Annotated in this window: 9 protein-coding genes; 6 read left to right on the forward strand and 3 right to left on the reverse strand. The window is 72.8% G+C overall.

Features of this window, described 5'->3' with window-relative positions; translation table 11 throughout:
- Positions 1-5 precede the first annotated feature (5 nt).
- Entirely contained in the window at positions 6-155 is a 150-nt protein-coding gene (locus BS72_RS26045) for a hypothetical protein (protein WP_232792538.1), read from the reverse strand.
- Between the two features lie 486 nt (positions 156-641).
- Here BS72_RS26045 and BS72_RS26050 point away from each other — a divergent pair, with 486 nt between their 5' ends.
- The 5 genes from BS72_RS26050 (at position 642) to BS72_RS26070 (ending at position 10,806) form a co-directional block, all read left to right on the forward strand.
- Positions 642-1,985, forward strand: coding sequence for an FxsB family cyclophane-forming radical SAM/SPASM peptide maturase (locus tag BS72_RS26050; RefSeq protein ID WP_078901640.1), 1,344 nt, complete (start codon positions 642-644; stop codon positions 1,983-1,985).
- Positions 1,982-3,460: an aKG-HExxH-type peptide beta-hydroxylase gene (locus BS72_RS26055; protein ID WP_078901641.1), complete on the forward strand. Its 1,479-nt coding sequence runs from the start codon at positions 1,982-1,984 to the stop codon at positions 3,458-3,460. The genes BS72_RS26050 and BS72_RS26055 overlap by 4 nt, the downstream gene beginning before the upstream one ends.
- Before the next feature lie 521 nt (positions 3,461-3,981).
- Positions 3,982-4,311 (forward strand): hypothetical protein, encoded by a 330-nt coding sequence (locus BS72_RS26060; RefSeq protein WP_037914051.1) that lies wholly within the window; start codon positions 3,982-3,984, stop codon positions 4,309-4,311.
- 267 nt (positions 4,312-4,578) lie between these two features.
- Positions 4,579-7,734, forward strand: coding sequence for a discoidin domain-containing protein (locus tag BS72_RS26065; RefSeq protein WP_037914054.1), 3,156 nt, complete (start codon positions 4,579-4,581; stop codon positions 7,732-7,734).
- 267 nt (positions 7,735-8,001) lie between these two features.
- Complete coding sequence (locus BS72_RS26070) at positions 8,002-10,806, forward strand: glycoside hydrolase family 130 protein (RefSeq protein WP_037914056.1); 2,805 nt, start codon at positions 8,002-8,004, stop codon at positions 10,804-10,806.
- Positions 10,807-11,233: 427 nt separating this feature from the next.
- Here the strand turns inward: BS72_RS26070 and BS72_RS26075 are convergent, their stop codons facing one another.
- On the reverse strand, positions 11,234-14,587 hold the full coding sequence (locus BS72_RS26075) for a GH92 family glycosyl hydrolase (protein ID WP_232792539.1): 3,354 nt from the start codon (positions 14,585-14,587) through the stop codon (positions 11,234-11,236).
- A gap of 547 nt (positions 14,588-15,134) precedes the next feature.
- Between BS72_RS26075 and BS72_RS26080 the strand changes: the two genes are divergently transcribed.
- A complete protein-coding gene (locus BS72_RS26080; RefSeq protein ID WP_037914060.1) occupies positions 15,135-17,495 on the forward strand; it encodes a GH92 family glycosyl hydrolase in 2,361 nt (786 codons plus the stop codon).
- A 239-nt stretch (positions 17,496-17,734) separates the two neighbouring features.
- Here BS72_RS26080 and BS72_RS26085 read toward each other — a convergent pair whose 3' ends face one another.
- A complete protein-coding gene (locus BS72_RS26085) occupies positions 17,735-18,484 on the reverse strand; it encodes a helix-turn-helix transcriptional regulator (RefSeq protein ID WP_037914063.1) in 750 nt (249 codons plus the stop codon).
- Positions 18,485-18,527 lie beyond the last annotated feature (43 nt).

Genomic DNA, 18,527 nt, shown 5'->3' on the forward strand with positions numbered 1-18,527 from the left:
CGGCCTCAGCTTCTGACCTGGCTCTCCTTGTGTCCGGCGGTGAAGAACACGTCGGGATGGTGCGCCGCGTCCATGACCGCCCGCAACGCGGTGCCGAGGACGCTGCCGGAGAGTTCCGCGACATCGGCGAGGGCCAGTCCCGAGAGGTCCACCAACGGGGATTCCACGGAGTCTTTCGGCGTCTCGCCCCGAGCGTCGGCCTGGTCCGTCATATCCGAGCGGCCTTTCCCCTCCAGACCCGGTGTCAATCGCCTCCGAGGCGGCCGACCTGACTGCGTATTCTATCCGCGTCAACCCCCGCCCGGCCAGACGCCAAGCCGTTCCGGGCGCGGCGTACCGGCGCTCCGGGCACACCGCCGCGACAACCCCCCCGTTTCGCCACCCGATCCGGCAACCGAAGTGCTGAGATGACCAGTTGGCTTGATTCCAGCTTTGACGGAACGTGCCCCGATGGCAGACTGAGGAACAGTCAGGATTACCGTACGGGTGGAATGTCCGTCTGGCACAGCGGTTCTGGGGGGACACGCACGATGCGCGATGCGCAGCAGCTCCACACCGCGCCGCGGCCTTCGGATAGCGGTTTTCCTCCTCCTGGCGGGACGCCGCCGCATTCGCCACCGATCCCGTTCCGGAATTTCGTGGTGAAAATCCATGGCCGATGCAATCTCGACTGCGACTACTGCTATATGTACCGGGCGGCCGACCAGCGCTGGCGCGACGAGCCGCGCACGATGTCCGGTCCCGTCATCGACCTCACGGCCCGGCGGATCGCCGAGCATGTGCACATCCACCGCCTGACCCGGATCGGCGTCGTCCTGCACGGCGGCGAGCCGCTCCTCGCCGGAGCGGCCGCGATCGAGCGGCTGGTCCGGTCCGTGCGGGAGGGGGTGGGGCCCGGTGTGCGCGTCGACGCGACCCTCCAGACCAACGGCACGCTGCTGACCCCCGGCCGGCTCGACCGGCTGGCCGCCCTGGACATCGGCGTCGGCGTCAGCCTCGACGGCGGCGCCGAGGCGCACGACCGCCACCGGCGCGGCCACGACGGCAGGGGCAGCCACGCGGCGACCGAGGCCGGCCTGCGCCTGCTCACCAGCGCTCCCTACCGTGCCCTGTTCACCGGCCTCTTGTGCACCATCGACCTTGCCGCGGACCCCGTGGCCACCTACCGGGAGCTCCTGCGCCACCGGCCGCCCACGGTCGACTTCCTGCTCCCGCACGGCAACTGGTCCGCCCCGCCCCCCGGCCGTGACCCCGCCCGGCAGCACGACACGCCGTACGCGGACTGGCTGATCCGGATCTTCGACCGCTGGTACGGAGCCGCCGAACGGCCCTCCGGCATCCGCCTGTTCGACGACCTCATCAGCCTGATGCTGGGCGGCCGCGGCACGGTCGAGGGGACGGGCCTGGCCCCGGTGGACTACATCGTCGTCGAGACCGACGGCACCCTCACCCTCGACGACGCCCTGCGCGCCGCCTACCCCGGCGCCGGGGACACCGGGCTCCACCTGGCCCGCGACCCCTTCGACGCCGCCCTGCCGCTGCCCGGCCTGACCGCCCGCCGGTCGGGCGCCGCCGGACTCGCCGCCGAGTGCCGCCGCTGCCCGCTGGTCCAGGTGTGCGGCGGCGGCCACCACGTCCACCGGTACCGCGCCGACGGGAGCGGCTTCGCCAATCCGAGCGTCTACTGCGCGGACCTCCAGACCCTGATCCGCCACATCCACCGCCGCGTCGCGGGTGACGTCGCACGGCTCACACGGACCAGCCGCGGCGCTTCCGCCGGCGCGGACGCCCACGCGGACACCGGACCGGGGCATACGGGGGCCGGGTCGGGCGGCGCGGACGTCCCGTCGGCCGGTGCCGGTGCCGGTGCCGTGGGCGTGGGCGTGGGCGGGTTGGCCGGTGGGGACGCCGCGTCGGGTGGAACCGGGGACCGGGTGGGCGGCAGGGAAGCCGGTGCGGTCGGGACCCGGACAGGGGTGGCATGAGCCCTGCGCACCGCGGCGGACCCGGGGCGCCGCAGCCGTACACGATGAGCCTGTCGCTGTTCGCCGAACTCGCCCGAGGCGGCGGCCGCGGGGCGACGCGGCTGCTGGCGGACGCCGAGTACAGCCGCCGGCTGGTGACCCTGTGGTCCGTGCTCCGCGCGGCGGAACAGCACGGCGGGGACGTCGGCCGGCGGGCCCGCGCCGCCTGGCAGGCGCTGGCCCAGGCGCAGCGCCGTGCGCCCGGCACCGTACGGACGCTGGTGACCTACCCGGCCCTCGGGCCCGCGCTGCTGCGCAGCCTCCACGCGCTCACCCACAGCCGCGCGCACCCGCCCGCCGCCGGCCGGCGCACCACCCCCACGGACCCGGCCCCCGCCCTCGAACCGGTTCCCGAACCGGTCCCCGAGCCCGACCCGCTGCACGCCCTCGCCTCGCTCGCGGCCGCGGCCGTCGTCGCGACGGGACTCCCGGCCCGGGTCGAAGTGGCGCCGCGCGCACGGCGGATCACGCTGCCAGGACTCGGCGCGGTCCGCCTGCCGGACGCCGAGGACGGCACCTGGGCCGTGGTCGAGGGCGGAGCACCCGGTGGGTGGATCTCCGTCGGCGGTCGGCGGGTCGCGATCGCCCCCGGAGCGGACCACGCGCCGGACGGCCAGGACCACCCGTCCGGACGTCCCGAGGCGCACACCTGGCTGCCCTTGCGCGCGTTCCCGTCCGACGGCCGCGGGCGGCAGCTCCTGCTCGACGACGTCGACCTCGACATCCCCGTCCTCCACGACCGGCCCGGCCGGTTGCCGGACGCCGAGTGGGCACGCTGGCGGTACCGGCTCGCCGCGGGGCTGCGGCTGCTGCACGCGGAGCACCCGGAGGTCGCGGCCGAGGCGGGCGCCGTGCTGCGGGTCGTGGTGCCGATCGCCGGGTCGCCCGGCGTCAGCCGCAGCAGCAGCTCCGACGAGGCGTACGGGGCCGTCGCGCTGAGCCTGCCGGACACCGCGGAGGGCGTGGCCCTGGCGCTGGCCCACGAGCTTCAGCACAACAAGCTCTCCGCGCTCCTCCACCTCTTCGACCTCACCTCGGCCTGCCCCGGCGAACTCTTCTACGCTCCCTGGCGTGAGGACCCGCGGCCCCTGGCCGGCCTGCTCCACGGCACCTACGCCCACCTCGGCGTGGCCCGCTTCTGGCATCGCCGCATGTCCCTGCGCCCGGTCGGCCCGGCCCGCCACGAGGCCCAGGCCCAGTTCGCCCGCTGGCGTACGGCGGCCGCCGAGGCCGGCGCCACCCTGGCCGCCAGCGGCCGGCTCACCCGCTACGGCTCGCTCTTCGTCGCGGGCATGAACGACGCCCTCGCGGAACTGGCCCGCGTCCCCGTCCCCTCCGCCGCCGCGGCCGAGGGCGCCGCCCGAGCCGCCGCCCACCGCGGCGCCTGGACCGCCCGCCACCTCCCCGCCCCGTCCGCCCCGTGCCCGGGAGGGTGAGGGGCCGGGGCCGGGCCGGGGAGTCCTCGGCAGGGGAGACGTGTTGAGGGTGGCGCGGAGGAGGGCCGGTCCTGCTTCCAACCCGCCTCGAATACAGGGAGGGTGGTTGACTGTGCTTGTCTTCCCGGGTCGTCCAGCGGCAGCGCTCCTCAAGAAGACGGCGCGACAAGCTCCCGGACGGATGTCCCGATGTCCTGGACGACATGGCTGACTCCAACCCGAGTTCACGCCCACGCCCGTCCGCACCAACGGCCAGGAAGACGCAGCGCCACGAAGTCGGTTGCTCCCGAACATATCTGACGGCCTGTCTGATCTGCGCCTGTCCCGGGGGTACGGCTGCCGTCGAAGTGGCCGCCGAATGCGTCGAGCGCGCTCTTCCAACGGCTGCTCCAGCGCCGGCGGCCGGGTCGGACAGGGCCGGGGCAGGCCCTCGTCCGCGGAGACGGCCGGGAGTTGTCCGGTTTCCTCCTCGCGTGGACGGCGCGGCGGGCGAGAGGCTGGCGGCTTCCCGAGGAGGACGGATGCGCTGCCCGAGCGTCAAGTGTGGTTCTTCGAATGTCGAGTTCCTGCCGCACTACTGGGAGTCCCTGCCGGGTGACAGCCCGCTCAAGAGGAAGTACGCGAAACCGGCGGCGGGGGATCGGCGTGCGGTCGCCGTGGCGGCCGGAGCGACCGTCCTGGGGCTGGTTCTGGCGGTGACGGGCACGGTGGTGCTCGGCCTGCTGGTCCTGGTGGCCGGCGGGGTGGGGGCAGCGGTGTCGTGGCGGCGGGTCGAGGCCGCGGAGGCCGCCCGGGGAGCGTGGCAGCGCCGGCAGATCTGCCTCGCGTGCACGCACCTGTGGGAGCCGTAGGGGCGCCCTGGCCGAAGCCCCCAGCCGGGCGCTGAAGCACCGCGAGGCCGTACCCGCCTCGGGCTCCGACGGGGAGGCGGGCACGGCATCCCCGTCGGCGGACTGGGACCGGGCGCCTTCCGGGACGACGTCGCCGCGCGCCACGCGCCACGCGCCACGCGCGGGACCTCCGTACCCGGCACCGTCTCACGCACACCCCTTGACACTCTCGCGCGGCGGCAGAGACTTGGCGTCTACGACAACGTTGTCTACCGAGAGGCGTCCGACGTGCCCCAGCTCCCCTCTCTCCCCGTCGACCGGCGGCGGTTCGTCCAACTCCTGGGCGCCTCGGCCGCGCTGGCCGCGCTGCCCGCCGTCCTCGGCGAGGGCGTCGCGTCCGCCGCCGGGCGCCCGGGTGCCGGCGCCGGCCACGGCGTTGGGAACGCCACCGCTCCCGACCCGGTGGCGGAGACCTACTACCGGGTCCTGCTCGACCACACCCGCTGGTCGGAGACCCAGTGGGACGCCGCCAAGGGCTACTACACGGCCACCGACTTCGGCTTCGCGGTCGTCCTCGGCAACGCGGTCCTGCTCACCCACGGCACCTACGACGCCGACCGGGCCGGCATCGACGCGGCCGCCCTCAAGGACCGGACGATCGCCTCGATCCGGCACTTCGCCGCCTCGAACCGGAACAACGGCGGCACCGAGTGGGGGAAGACGCTCTTCTTCGACACCACCTTCCAGCTGTACTTCGCGCTGGCCGCCCGGCTGCTCTGGGACGACCTGGACGCCGCGACCCGGCAGGACGTCGACTCGCTGATCCGCAACCAGGCCGCCTACACCACCTCGCTCGGCACGGGCGACGACCCGCTGTCCTCCTCCTGGACCCCCAACGGGCTGAAGGGCGGCTGGGCGGGCGACACCAAGGTCGACGAGATGGGTGTCTACGCCCAGTCACTGGTGCCGGCGCTGGTCTGGGCGCAGGACGACCCGCGGTACGGGGACTGGCTGGCGGCCTACCGCGCCTGGGCGCGGAACGAGACGGGCCTTCCGGCGGCGGACCGGGCCAACCCGGCCACCGTGGACGGGACTCCGGTCAGCGACAACACCGCGCACAACGTGTGGGACAGCTTCGTCGTGGAGAACCACGGCTCCTTCGAGCCGCACTACCAGGAGGAGGTGTGGCGCACCTCCGCCCGTACCGCGATCCACTACCTGACCGCCGGCAGCGCCCTGCCGCAAGTGGTCACCGACCAGCCCAACACCGACCCGCTCTGGCGCAGCATCCTCAACGTGATGAGCGACGCGGGCGAGCCGTTCATGCCGATGATCAACGACCGGGAGCACCTGTACGGCCGTGACGTCATCCCGCTGGCGTTCCAGGCCCAGGTGATCGGCGACCGCGCCGCCGCCCGGGCCGAACAGGCCATGGCCGAGCGGTTGGAGGCGTACCAGAGCTACCCGCCGGAGTACCGGCTGGCGAAGTTCTCCGGCGAGCCCAAGTACGAGCCGGAGGCCCGCGCCGAGGTCGCCATCAGCTATCTGCTCCACCTGTGGGCGGCGAAGTCGGGGCGGCAGGTCCGGGCGCTGACGGAACCGGAGTTCTTCCAGCAGGCTTCCGGCGTCATGGACTTCGGCGAGGGTCCGGGCCTGGTGTCGCACCAGTCGGCAGGCGCCTGGTCGGCGGCCGTCAGCAAGGCCGGGTTCGTGAAGTTCGCCTGGCAGCCGGCGCACGACGACTGGCTGTTCAAGCTCAGCGCCGCCACGCCGATGTTCCTGCCGGCCGCCACCGGCAAGGTCGCCGGTCGCCGGGCGCGTGCCTACCACGCGGTCCGCGACGGCTTCGACGGCAGCGCGACCGTCCTGGACCTCGGCTCCGGCTCCTACGCCGGCCTCACCACCCTGCCTTCGGGCGCGGTCGTGTACGCCACCACCGGCACCGGTGACGGGGAGGGGCACCTGGAGGTCTACAACCTCACCATGCCGGGCATGCCCGGCCTCACCGGGGCGCGCACCTACCGGTACGCCGAGGGCAGCCACAGCGTCGCCGCCGCCGACGGCGCCGGCAGCACGACCGGCGGCCGGGTGGACCAGCTGGCGTTCACCCGCACCCAGGTCCGCTACCTGCGCATGCTGGGCGTCCAGGGCCACCCCACCTACGGCTACTCGGTCTACGAGTTCGAGGCCCGGGACGGCGCCGACGGCACCGACCTCGCCCAGGGCGCCACCGCCACCGCGTCCTCCTCCGACGCGGGCCTGGGCCCCGCCCTCGCCGTGGACGGCAGCACCACCACCCGGTGGGCGGTCTCCAAGGGCGACCGGACGCGGGCCGACAGCTGGCTGGAGGTGGACCTCGGCGCCGAGGAGGCGGTGGACCGGGTCACCATCCGCTGGGAGGTCGCAGCCGGCCGCGCGTACCTCGTCCAGGGCTCCACCGACGGTCAGACCTGGGCCGACCTGGCCTCCTGGCCCGTCCCGGACGTCTCCAGCCACGGCGGCTGGCTCGACGTCGACGGCCGGGCCGGACTGGTGGTGCGCGGCTCGACGCTGCCCCTGTCGGTCTACGGCGACACCGTCGTGCTCGCCGACGGCCCGGCCGCGCCGCTGCTGGTGGAGGGCATACCCGGTGCCTCGACCCACACCCTGCGCGAGCTGGCCGGGCGGCCGGTGCCGCGGCCGGACGCCGACGGGGTGCGGGCGGCCCTGACCGAGGACCACCTCAGCCTGTTGAACCTGACGGGTTCCGCGGTCTCCACCAGGGTCGCGGTGCCGGCTTCCGGCGCCGGCCGCGTGCTGTTCGACGGCCGGCAGACCGTCACCTCGGACGGCACCTCGCTGGAGGCCGGCCTCGACGCCGCCTCGGCGGTACTGCTCGCGCCGCGCCTCACCCTGCACCCGCTGACCGGCGACCGGTTGCCCTCCGGCCTGGTCGCCGAGGTGGTGGACGGCGCCACCGTACGGCTGTCCGGGGCACGCTGCCGGGTGCTGGTGACCGGCCAGGGGCGGAGCGCGGCGGCGACCGTCCGGGGTACCGTCACCGTCCGGCTGCCCGGAGCCACCGCGTTCCCGCTGGACGACCTGGCGCTGGGTCGGACGGTCTTCCCGACGAACCCGCTGCCGGCCGGGATGTCCGACCCGCGGGCGGCCGTCGACGGTGACCCGCGCACCGCGTGGACGCCGGGCCCGAACGGCCGGATGGTGGTCGACCTGGGCGCCTCCGTGGCGTTCGGCACCGTCCGCGCGGAGTGGACCGGGGGCCGCGTGCCCGCCGGCCGGGTGGAGGTCAGCGACGACGGCCTGACCTACCGGAGCACGGGCACGATGACCGGTTCCGGCACGATCCGGCAGCTCGACGCCGGGACCACCGCCCGCTACGTGGCCCTGGTGACCGACGCGTCCGGCGCCGGTGCCGCCCGCCTGGTGGCACTCGTGGTGCGCTGACGGCCCGCTGGACGGGGGAGGGGGAGCCGCTCCGGATACCGGTGGGGCTCCCCTCGGACGTACCGACGCCTCCGCCGACCACCCGCCGTGCCATCGGGATTCCGCCGTTCCCCTTGACGGTCACCGCACGCGGTGGAACCATCGGCGCCCGATCGACAACGTTGTCAACTTCGCGGCCCAGCCGCGGAACCTGATCCGAAGTCCTCCTGAGACCAGCCGTGCCGAGTTGAGAGGTCCGGGGTAATGATCGGTTTCCTTCGAGCTGTCGTGAGCGCGCTGACGAAACCCGGCCCACCCCGGCGGCGGCGCGCCCGTCTCGGGCACACGGCGCTGCGGCTGCTCGCGGCGGGCGCGATCGTCTTGGCGGTCGGCGTGGCGCCCGCCGCGGCGACATCGGCGGCCGGTGCCGCCCACCGCGACGGCCGTGCCAGTGCCCCCCGTCCGCCGGGGCAGTCCGACGCCGCATCCCGGCCGTCGCCCCCGTCACCCCCGTCGCCGTCCTCGCCGTCGTCCGCGTCGTCGGCGTCGTCACGGACCAGCGCGGAAGCCGACGCCGGCTACACCGACGCGAACCTTCCCGACTGGGCCATCGGTCCGTTCACCCGGAGCGCGGCCAACCCGCTGCTGTCACCGAGCGGCAGCGGCTACGAGGCCGCCGCCCTCTACAACCCGGGCGTGCTCTACCGCGGCGGTCAGTACAAGATGCTCTACCGCGCGCAGGGTTCCTACGGCGGCCCCTCGCAGATCGGGTACGCCTCCAGCACCGACGGCACGCACTTCGCCGAGGACACCGCGGCCAACCCGGTGATCGGCTTCGACCTGGCCGGCCAGCAGGACAAGTGCGGCCTCGAAGACCCGCGCCTGTTCGAACTGCACGGCACTTACTACTCCTTCTTCACCTCCGTGCACCCCAAGGCGGACGGTAGCTGCCTGGGCTCGTACGACATCTCCGAGGCCACCTCGACCGACGGAGTCCACTGGAGCACGCCGTGGACGGTGGAGCCGGGCGCCGGGAACAACAAGGACGCGGCGGTGGTCACCGACGCCGACGGCACGCCGAGGAAGATCAACGGCGAGTACGTCATGTACTTCGGCCAGGGAGACACCGGCACGGACATCGCGTACTCGTCGGACATGCGCACCTGGCACGCGAAGGGCAGCACCACCGCGAGGACGGCCGACCCGCTCGACGTGCACTACCCCAAGGGGTGGCAGCCGTACGAGGTGTCCGTGGCGGTCACGGACTACCGGACCGTGGCGGGCCGGCCGGCCAACTCCGACATCGTCGTCTTCACGGCCGGCACGCTGATGGCCAACGGCCGCTGGTTCTACGCGATCAGCGAGGAGGAGTTCTCCGGCCGGCAGCCGACGCTGATGCTGCACCAGCTGAGCGACGCGGTCCTCACGCCGACACCGGACGTGCCGTACGAGTGGAACGGCCAGACGCCGAAGACGGTGTGGATGAACAGCATCCTCTTCCACGACGGCAAGTGGATGATGTACTACGGCGGCGGTGACACCGTCACCGGACTCGCCACCGCGGGGCTGCGCCGGCCGCTGCCGGCCCGCTCGGGGCAGACACCGTTCCAGACCGGCTTCGAGCACGGCCAGCCCATGCCGGACTGGGTCGACGGCGTCGACACCGCGCCCGGTGGTGGCGGGATCGCCAACGTCACCAGGTACGGCAGCGCCACCAGCCCGGAATCCAGTACGCGCCAGGAGAACAACCACGACGGCGCCAACGCCCTCATGTACTCCGGCCAGGCCGCCGGCGCGCCGGACGATCACGCCTACATGAGGCTGTTCGACCTTTCCGACCGGCCGGTGAGCGTCGGCAGGGACACCACGTTGAGCTACTGGATCCACCCGCAGGCGCAGGGCACGGCCGCTCCCGGCGTCAGCGGCGACAACAGCGGCTGCGTGTCACTGGATCTCGTCTTCGCCGACGGCGGCACGCTGCACGGGCTCAGAGGCTCCCCGCTCACACCCGCCTCGCAGTGCGGCACGCTCAGGCTCGACCAGTGGAACCAGGTCAGCGTGGACCTCGGCAAGGCGGCCGCGGGCAGGAAGATCGTCCGGATCGACCTGGGCTACGACCGGCCCGCGAGCAGCGGAGGCTACCGCGGCTACGTCGACGACATCGCGCTGACCAACGCCCCGTCCCGGCCCGCGACGATCAGCGGCATCACGCCGGCGCAGGCCGCCCCGGGCCAGCGGGTCACCATCACCGGCACGGGCTTCGGCCCCTCCTCGCGCGGCCGGCACCTGCTGCTGTCCGACGCCGGCGTCCACTGGGGCGGCGCGGGCGACCTGGGCACGCTCCGGATCGACCACTGGTCGGACACCTCCGTCACCTTCACGGTGCCCGAGCCGAGCGGCCCGGCCGTCTCGACGCCCTCAGGGCCGGCGAACGTCTGGCGCGTCGAACCCGGCAGCGTCGCGAGCGTCGCGGTGGTCACCGGGGCCGCGGGGACGTCCGGCACCACGCAGTTCACCGTCGCGGCCACCGACGCGCTGTCGGACTACTACAACGACGTGGGCATCTCCCCGGACACCGACCGCGGATGCGGGGCGCTCGACAACGGCACCGACACCTACTCCGCGGACGCCCTCGCCACCGCCTCGCCGTACCCGCTCACCCCCGGCGCGCACCTGACCGTCGGCGGGCTGGCCTTCACCTGGCCGGACGCGCGACCGTGCGAGAACGACAACCTGCGCGCGCTCGGCCAGACCATCCTGACGCCGCACAAGGTCGGCGCCGGCGAGATCGGCTTCCTCGGCGCGGCGACCAACGGCGACCACTCCGGCACCGTGACGATCCACTACACCGACGGCAGCAGCGGCACCGCGACGCTGAGGCAGTCGGACTGGGGCAGCACCCCCGGAGCCGGGAACACCGAGGTCGCCGCGGTGCCCTACCGCAACCAGGCGCTCGGCCGGCAGGTCCACGCCTTCTACGTCGACGAGCAGACCATCCCCGTCGACGCGGACCGGATCGTCGCGTCGATCACGCTGCCGACCAACAAGGACATCCACGTCTTCGCGATCGCCCAGGACGGGAGCGCGGTGTGAACCAGGGGTGAGCCCCCACGGACGAGCCCCGCACCCCGCACGGGGTGCGGGGCTCGTCCGTGGGGGCGGTCCGCGGCGCAGCCGTGGCCCGTGCCGCGTCGGCCGGGCGAGCCTGACTCCGGCCCAAGGGCTCGCGGAAGCATGGCGGTTGCCGCCTCGCTGCCGCCGCGCGTCCTCCGACCCGCGTGCGCGGGCCGCGTTCCGTCGCCCACTCGTACGGCAGGACGGCTCCGCGCCCGCCCCACGCGGTGAGCGCGTCAGGCTCGGGGACGTCGCCCGGACGCGGAGTGACATCGTCGGGAATGCGGTCCCGCGTCCACCCGGACGTCGTGGGGACGCGGCGCCGCCCCGGGCCGAGGACGGCCCGGGGCGGCGCGTGCGAAGCGCTGCGGAGCGCTCGCGGAGGTGGTTCAGCTCGCAGGTGCCGTCACGCGGTGGCGATGGCGAACACGTGCATGTCGCCGCCCTGCGTGGTGGCCGGCAGCGTCACGGACTTGAGCTGCTTGCCGGCCTGCAGGTCGATCGGCGCGGTGGCGAACACGTCGGTGCCGACCGGGTCGGTGGAACCGCCCATGACGTCACGGTACGTGGTGTGCGCGGCGATGACGTTGCCGTAGGAGGGGGTGCTCCCGCCGCCGCCGAGGGTCCAGTCGCTGAAGCCGATCTGGGCCGTCTGGGTGGTGCCGTCGGTGTAGGTGAGCGTGACGTCGCCGACGGTGTCGCCGTCGCTGGCGCTGCCGAGCACGCTCAGCCGCGTGGCGCCGGCCGGGGTCTTCGACTCGTCGAGGACCTGGCCCCCGCCACCCACGACGATGTTGTCAGGGGCGCCGGGCGCGACGTCGGGCCAGGCGAAGTCGAAGCCGTTCGCCGAGACGGTGCTGCCCGGGGTGACCCCGGCGGCGGCGAGTGCCTTCGCGGAGTAGCTCCAGCCGCCGCCGTCGAAGTTGGCGGCCGGGTCGGTGTCGTCCGCCGAGACGCCGTTGTTGTTGACGTACCAGCTGACGGAGCCGTTGACGCCGACGGTGACGCTCAGCGACGTGGTCGGGGCCTTGACGCCGTGGTCACCGGTGAGGGTGAACGGCACGCTGTAGACACCGGACTTGGTGCCGGCGGCGACGCTGACGGTGAGCTTGGCGGCCGTGGAGCCGTCCTTGGGCACCGTGACCTTGCCGTGCGAGGGCGACAGGGTGATGCCGGCCGGGGCAGCGGCGCTCCAGGAGACCGAGGTCTTCGCGTCCTGGATGGTCGACAGTTCGAGCGAGGCCGTCGCGGAGCTGCCGGGCTCGGCCTTCACCGAGGTGGGCGAGGCGGCCGCGAAGAACGGGGCCTCACCGTCGCGGTAGGACGGCGGGGCGTCCTTGGCGGCGCTGCCCCACTTGGTGTCGGGGGTGGAGCCGAGGGTGTAGTCGAGGGTGCCGCCGTGGGTGGTGAAGGAGGCCGGGACCCAGGGCTTGTCGGACTTGGCGCCGTTGACGCGCAGGCCCTGCACGTAGATGTTCTTCGCCGACGCCTGGGGGGCGTTGACGGTGATGGTGTGGCCGGTTCCGGTGTGGATCACGGCCTTGGTGAAGATCGGGCTGCTGAGCGCCAGGTCGGCGCGGCTGGGCACCTCCGGGTAGAGGCCGAGCGCGGAGAACACGTACCAGGAGGACATGGTGCCGGCGTCGTCGTTGCCGGGGATGCCGCCGGGGGTGTTGGTCCACAGCTGGTCGGTCTCGGCGCGGACGGTCTGCTGCGTCTTGTAGGGCGCGCCGAAGTAGTCGTACAGGTACGGCGCGTTGATGTCGGGCTCGTTGGTGGGGTCGTAGCGGGTCTGGTCCTTCGCGGAGAAGTCGAAGGTGCCGTCGGGGGCCTGGAAGAAGGCGTCGAGCCGCTGGATCGCGGTCTGGTCGCCGCCCATCGCCTGGGCGAGCCCGGCCGCGTCGGAGTAGACCATCCACGTGTAGCGGGCGCTGCTGCCCTCGACGAAGCCGCTGCCGGTGCTCGGGCTGAACGTGGCGCCGGCCCACGATCCGTCGGAGTTGCGGTCGCGCATGTAGCCGCCGTCCGCGGTCGCGTTCGGGTCGTAGACGTTGGTCCAGTTGCCGCTGCGCTGGGCGAATGCCTTCTGCGCGGACTTGTCGCCGAGGTCGCCGGCGAGCTCGGACAGGCCGAAGTCGGCCGCCGCGTCCTCCAGGGTCTCGGCGGCGCCGGCCCAGCAGTGGCAGTTGTTGGACGGCACGTAGCCGAGCTTCAGGTACTGGTCCAACGCGGGCCGCTGCCCGACGCACTCGACGTTGCAGCCGGCGCTGTCGGAGTCGTTGGCGGTGGGCACGGTGGCGGCCTTGGCCAGCGAGGCGAACGCGCCCTTGACGTCGAAGTCGTGGCCGCCGAAGGCGTAGATGCCGGCGAGGGCGGCGTCCGACGGGTCGCCGGACATGATGCTGGTCTTGCCGTTCTCCAGCAGCCAGCGGTCCCACTCGCCGCCGCGCTGGGTGGCGTAGTTGAACAGCGACTGGGCGTAGTCGCTGCCGACCTGCGGCTGAAGGAGCGTCAGCAGCTGGACCTGGGCGCGGTACTGGTCCCATCCGGAGAAGGTGCCGTACTGCGCGTGCTGGCCCTTGGCGAGCCGGTGGATCGCGTTGTCGCCGCCGAGGTAGCGCCCGTCCACGTCGCTGGTGAGCGTGGGCTCCAGCATCGAGTGGTAGAGGGCGGTGTAGAACGTGCTGAACTGGTCGGAGCTGCCGCCGGAGACCGCGACGCGGCGCAGCGCGGTGTTCCAGTCGGCCTTCGCGGCGTCGCGCACGGAGTCGAAGGAACGCGAAGGCGGGTTCTCCGAGCGGAGGTTGGCCTCGGCGCCGTCGCCGCTCACGTAGGAGATGGCGACCTTCACCTGCACGTTCTTGGTGCCGGCCGGGAAGGTGACGTAGGCGCCGGAGCCCTTGCCCGAGGTGGGGTTGCCGCTGCTGTTGTAGCCGGTCCCGCCGCTGGCGGAGGTGGAGCCGGGGGCGAGCGTGCCGTCGGTCCAGGTGCCGGCCTTCGCGAAGGGCTGGCTGAAGTGGGCCGTGAAGTGCAGGGTGTAGACGGAGTGCCGGTTGTTGGCGCTCTGCGGGCCGCAGAAGTTGCCGGCGTCGACCGAGCCGGTCACCGTCCGGGTGGCGGCGTCGACGTTCACCGTGGCCGCGCTGCTGCCGCTCTCGGAGTTGGAGGTGCGCAGCAGCATGCTGGCCGGCTGGTCCGCCGGGAAGCCGAACTCACCGGTGCCGGTGCGGTCGGTGGTGGTCAGCTCCGCGGTGGCGCCGCTGTCGAGGGCGACCTTGTAGTAGCCGGCCTGGGCGGTCTCGTTGGCGTGCGAGAAGGTGCTCGCGTAGACCGCGTCCTTGGTGTCGGAGCTCGGTGACGAGGTCACGTCGCCGACGTACGGCATGATCGGGATGTCGCCGTTCGCGCCCGAACAGCCCACGCCGTTCAGGTGGGTGAGGCTGAAGCCGCGGATCTTGGTGGCGTCGTAGCGGTAGCCGCCCGGGGCCGGGTTGGAGAACTGGTTGCCCGTCGAGGTCTGCGGGCTCCAGGAGAGCATGCCGAACGGGTCGACAGCACCGGGGTAGGTGTTGCCGGCGTTCGAGCTGCCGATCAGCGGGTTGACGTACGAGGCCGGGTCGGCGGGCGCGGAGCCCGAGGACGCGGCGGCGCTCTGGGCGCCGAGGCCGAGGCCGAGCAGCGCGGCGGCCGCGGTGGCGGCGACGACGGCGCGGTTGCGCAGGCGCGTTCTGCCGCCGGGAGAGGAGGATCTGGCTGACACTTTCCTACCCTTTCGGTGTGCGGGGAGGAGACCGGCCAGGTGCGGGCGGCCCCGCCGGTCGCACGGGGTCGGCCGGCGCCCTGCGAGGTGGGGTCAAGGTGCCGCCGAGATGGACAACGTTGTCACAACTAACAGCAAGCGATATTCCTCTCGGCTTCACAGGGTGTCAAGACCTGTCGTTTGCACACTTGTTGCGCTTTCGCCAGTTCGAATTCGGACAACTGGACGCAACTTCCGACGAGTCGCCCGCGCCGGCGGCGGGGCGTCCTCGCCGGTGTGCCGCGTCGCCGCGCGGTCGAAGGCGTGCCAAGTGGTGTCCGGGCGGGCGCGGTCGACGGGGTGCGAGGGTGCCCGGCGGGGCGGCCGCCAGGGCTGTCCGCCGGGTCGTCCGCCGGTCGTCCGCGGATCGTCGGCCGGGCGCGAGGCGGCGCCGGTGCGGAATCGTGCCGGGCGGCGGCGGGGTGCGGCGGGGATTGACTGCACACCACCAAACCGGGAAAGATCGAATCGGGGGAGTGACAACGTTGTCGCACAGGAGAGGAACCCGATGAGAGCGTTGAAACACGTGTTCGCCGCCCTGGCACTCGCCACGACGGTGGCCGTGGCCTCGACCACCGGAGGCGTCGCCAACGCCGCGGAGAGCGGGCCGCGGTTCGCCAAGGACCCCACGGCGCTGGTCGACACCTCGATCGGCAACAACGGCGACGGGACCACCTTCCCGGGGGCCGCCGACCCGTTCGGCATGGTGCAGCTGAGCCCGGACACCCAGCTGAACAGCTACGCCTCCTACGACTACAGCCAGAACTCCATCCTCGGCTTCAGCATGACGCACCTGTCGGGCGTCGGCTGCCAGACGATGGGCAACTTCAGGTTCATGCCGACCACCGGCGCGGTCACCTCCTCGGACCCGGCGCAGTACGGCGCGAAGTTCAGCCACGCCAACGAGACGAGCTCGCCCGGCTACTACGGCGTGACGTTCGACAACGGCATCAAAAGCGAGCTCACCGCGACCGAGCGGACCGGCCAGCAGCGCTACACCTACCCCGCCGGGTCGGGCCCGGAGAACGTGCTCATCGAGGTCGGCCAGAGCAACGGCAGCACCTACGCGGGCGACGTGCACGTGGCCGGCGACGACACCGTCGAGGGCTGGCTCCAGGGGGGCAACTTCTGCGGGGAGACCGGCAAGGAGCGCTACCGGATCTTCTTCAGCGCGAAGTTCAACCGGACGTTCTCCAGCTACGGCACCTGGACCGACGACACCCTCACCCAGAACCAGCGCGACGCGTCGCGCGGCAGCCGGCGGGCCGGCGCCTGGGTGACGTTCGACCCGTCCAAGGGCGCCCAGGTCGGTGCCTCGGTCGGCCTGTCCTACACCTCGATCGACGGCGCGCGCCTCAACCGCGCGGCCGAGCAGCCGAAGTCGTTCGACAGGGCCCGCGCCGCCGCGCACGACTCCTGGCAGGCGGAGCTGAACCGGATGCGGGTGGCCGGCGGCAGCACCGCCGACCAGCGCACGTACTACACGGCGCTCTACCACTCGCTGCTGGACCCGGCGATCGGCTCCGACGTGGACAATCGCTACCGCGGCTTCGACGACAAGGTGCACAAGGCCGATTCCACGTACTACCAGATGTTCTCGCTCTGGGACACCTACCGCTCGCAGAACCAGCTGGTGGACCTGCTGAACCCGGACCGGGCAACCGACATGGCCAAGTCCGTGCTGCACATCTACCAGGACGGCGGCTGGCTGCCGCGCTGGGGGCTCGCCAACAGCGAGACCAACGTCATGAGCGGCGACCCCGTCACCCCGTGGATCGTCGACATCTACAACCGCGGCCTGCTCGACGGCAGGACCGCGCGGCAGCTCTTCGGCGCGCTGTGGAAGAACGCCAACGAGGTCCCCGCGGACCAGTCGGTCTTCCGCGGCCGTGACGGCAACCCCTCCTACGTCAAGAACGGCTGGGTCGCCTACCAGGACCTGCCGGGCTACCTGTACGGCGACAGCCGCCAGGCCGGATCGGCCACGCTTGAGTACTCGCTCGCCGACTGCTCGCTCTCCACGATGGCCAAGGGCCTCGGCTACCGGGACCAGGCCGCGACGCTCGCCTCCCGCTGCGACAACTTCACCAAGCTCTGGGACCCCGACGTCACCTCGCAGGGCTTCACCGGGTTCCCGGTCGCGAAGAACGCCGACGGCAGCGTCGCCGTCACCTCCGACCCGACCCAGACCGCCCCGTTCCACGAGGGCACCGCGTGGCAGTACCAGTGGCTGGCCCAGCAGGACCCGCAGACCCTCTTCGGGCTCATGGGCGGCCAGGCGCAGGCCGAGCAGCGGCTCGACACGTTCTTCGACATGCCGACCGTGCTCAGCGACCCGGCGAAGGCCGCCACCGACTCCTGGGTGACCGGCGCCTACGACTACCACAACAACTTCGCCTTCAACCCCAACAACGAGCCCGACTTCAGCGCCCCGTGGATGTACACGTGGACGGGCTCGCCGTGGAAGACCTCGGCCGTGCTGCGCGCGATGCGGACGCTCTTCACCGACACCGTGTACGGCATGCCCGGCAACGACGACCTCGGCGCCACCTCGTCGATGCTCGTCTTCGCCATGGCCGGCGTCTTCGAGGCCCAGCCCGGCTCCGCCACCGACGTGATCAGCGCGCCGATGTTCGAGAAGGTCGAGATCCGGCCGGAACACGGACGCACGATCACGATCGAGGCCCCGGGCGCCGACGCGTCGAAGCTCCAGTACGTCTCCTCCGTCCGGACGGACAAGGGCGCGCTGAACAGGAGCTGGCTCTCCAACGAGGACCTGCTCCGCTCCGGCACCATCAGGATCAACCTCTCCGCCGAGCCGACGGACTGGGGCGTCGACGCCGCCCCGCCCGCCCTGGCCCAGGACTGAGCCCCGCGGGTGCGGCCCCTCCCGCGAGGGGCCGCACCACCTCCGGCGCCCCGCCACCACGGTGCGGCCGCCTCCCACGACCGCGAGGCGACGGCCTCGCCGCGCGCTTCGCGGCCGGGGCCGAGGAGGCCGACCGGGTACGCACCGCACGACTCGGCAGAGCGGCGGCGCGGCCCGAGGCCGCTGCCCCGGCGGTCGCCCGGCCGCGAGGGTCTTCGTCCCCCGCCGGGGGTGCGAGGTCAGCAGGCGTCGGCCAGCAGGCGCTGGTCGCGGCAGTCGAGCTCCGGCAGTGCGAAGAGCATCGGAAGGTCGAAGACGCTACTGGGGCGCAGGGTGATGTCGAGTTTGACCACCCGCCCGGACTGGGCGGTGACCGCCGGGCAGGTGCCGACCAGCATGCGGCGCTCCGTGCCGAACTCCGGGGGCGAGCCGTCCAGCCCGGCCACCCGGATGTGCCAGGCGCCGTCCGGGACGCCGTGCAACTGGAACCGCTGCCGCTCGGGGCCGAGCACGTCCCAGGCGACCGGTCTGCCCTCGGGGACCGAGCTGCTGAACGCCCCGACGTAGACGGTGCGCAGCGGGACGACGCCGGACCGCAGCACGGTGCCGACGAAGGTGCCGTGGCGCGGGTCGGGCCCGGGGGGCTGGGGCAGCGAGCAGAAGTCCGCCAGCCGCGCGTGGTCGCGGTAGCGCGTCGGCGACAGCCCGACGCTGCGGGTGAACCGTGAGGTAAAGGTTCCCGGGCTGTTGTACCCCACCTCGTAGGAGATCTCCGTGACGCTCAGCTCGCTCTCCCGCAGCAGTTCCTTGGCCTGGTGCAGCCGGACCGCGGACAGGAACCGGCCCGGGGACGTGCCGGTCACCTGGCGGAACACGCGGGAGAAGTAGAACCTGCTGAGGATCGCCGCGTCGGCGAGGTCGGACAGCGAGACCGGCTCACCGTAGTGCTTCCACATCGTCTCTATCGCACGGTGCACGGCGTCTTTCACGATGCCTCCAGTGTGTGGGGTGTCGGCGGGGGTGGTTCTGGAC

It is taken from the genome of Actinacidiphila yeochonensis CN732, assembly GCF_000745345.1.
GTDB lineage: Bacteria > Actinomycetota > Actinomycetes > Streptomycetales > Streptomycetaceae > Actinacidiphila > Actinacidiphila yeochonensis.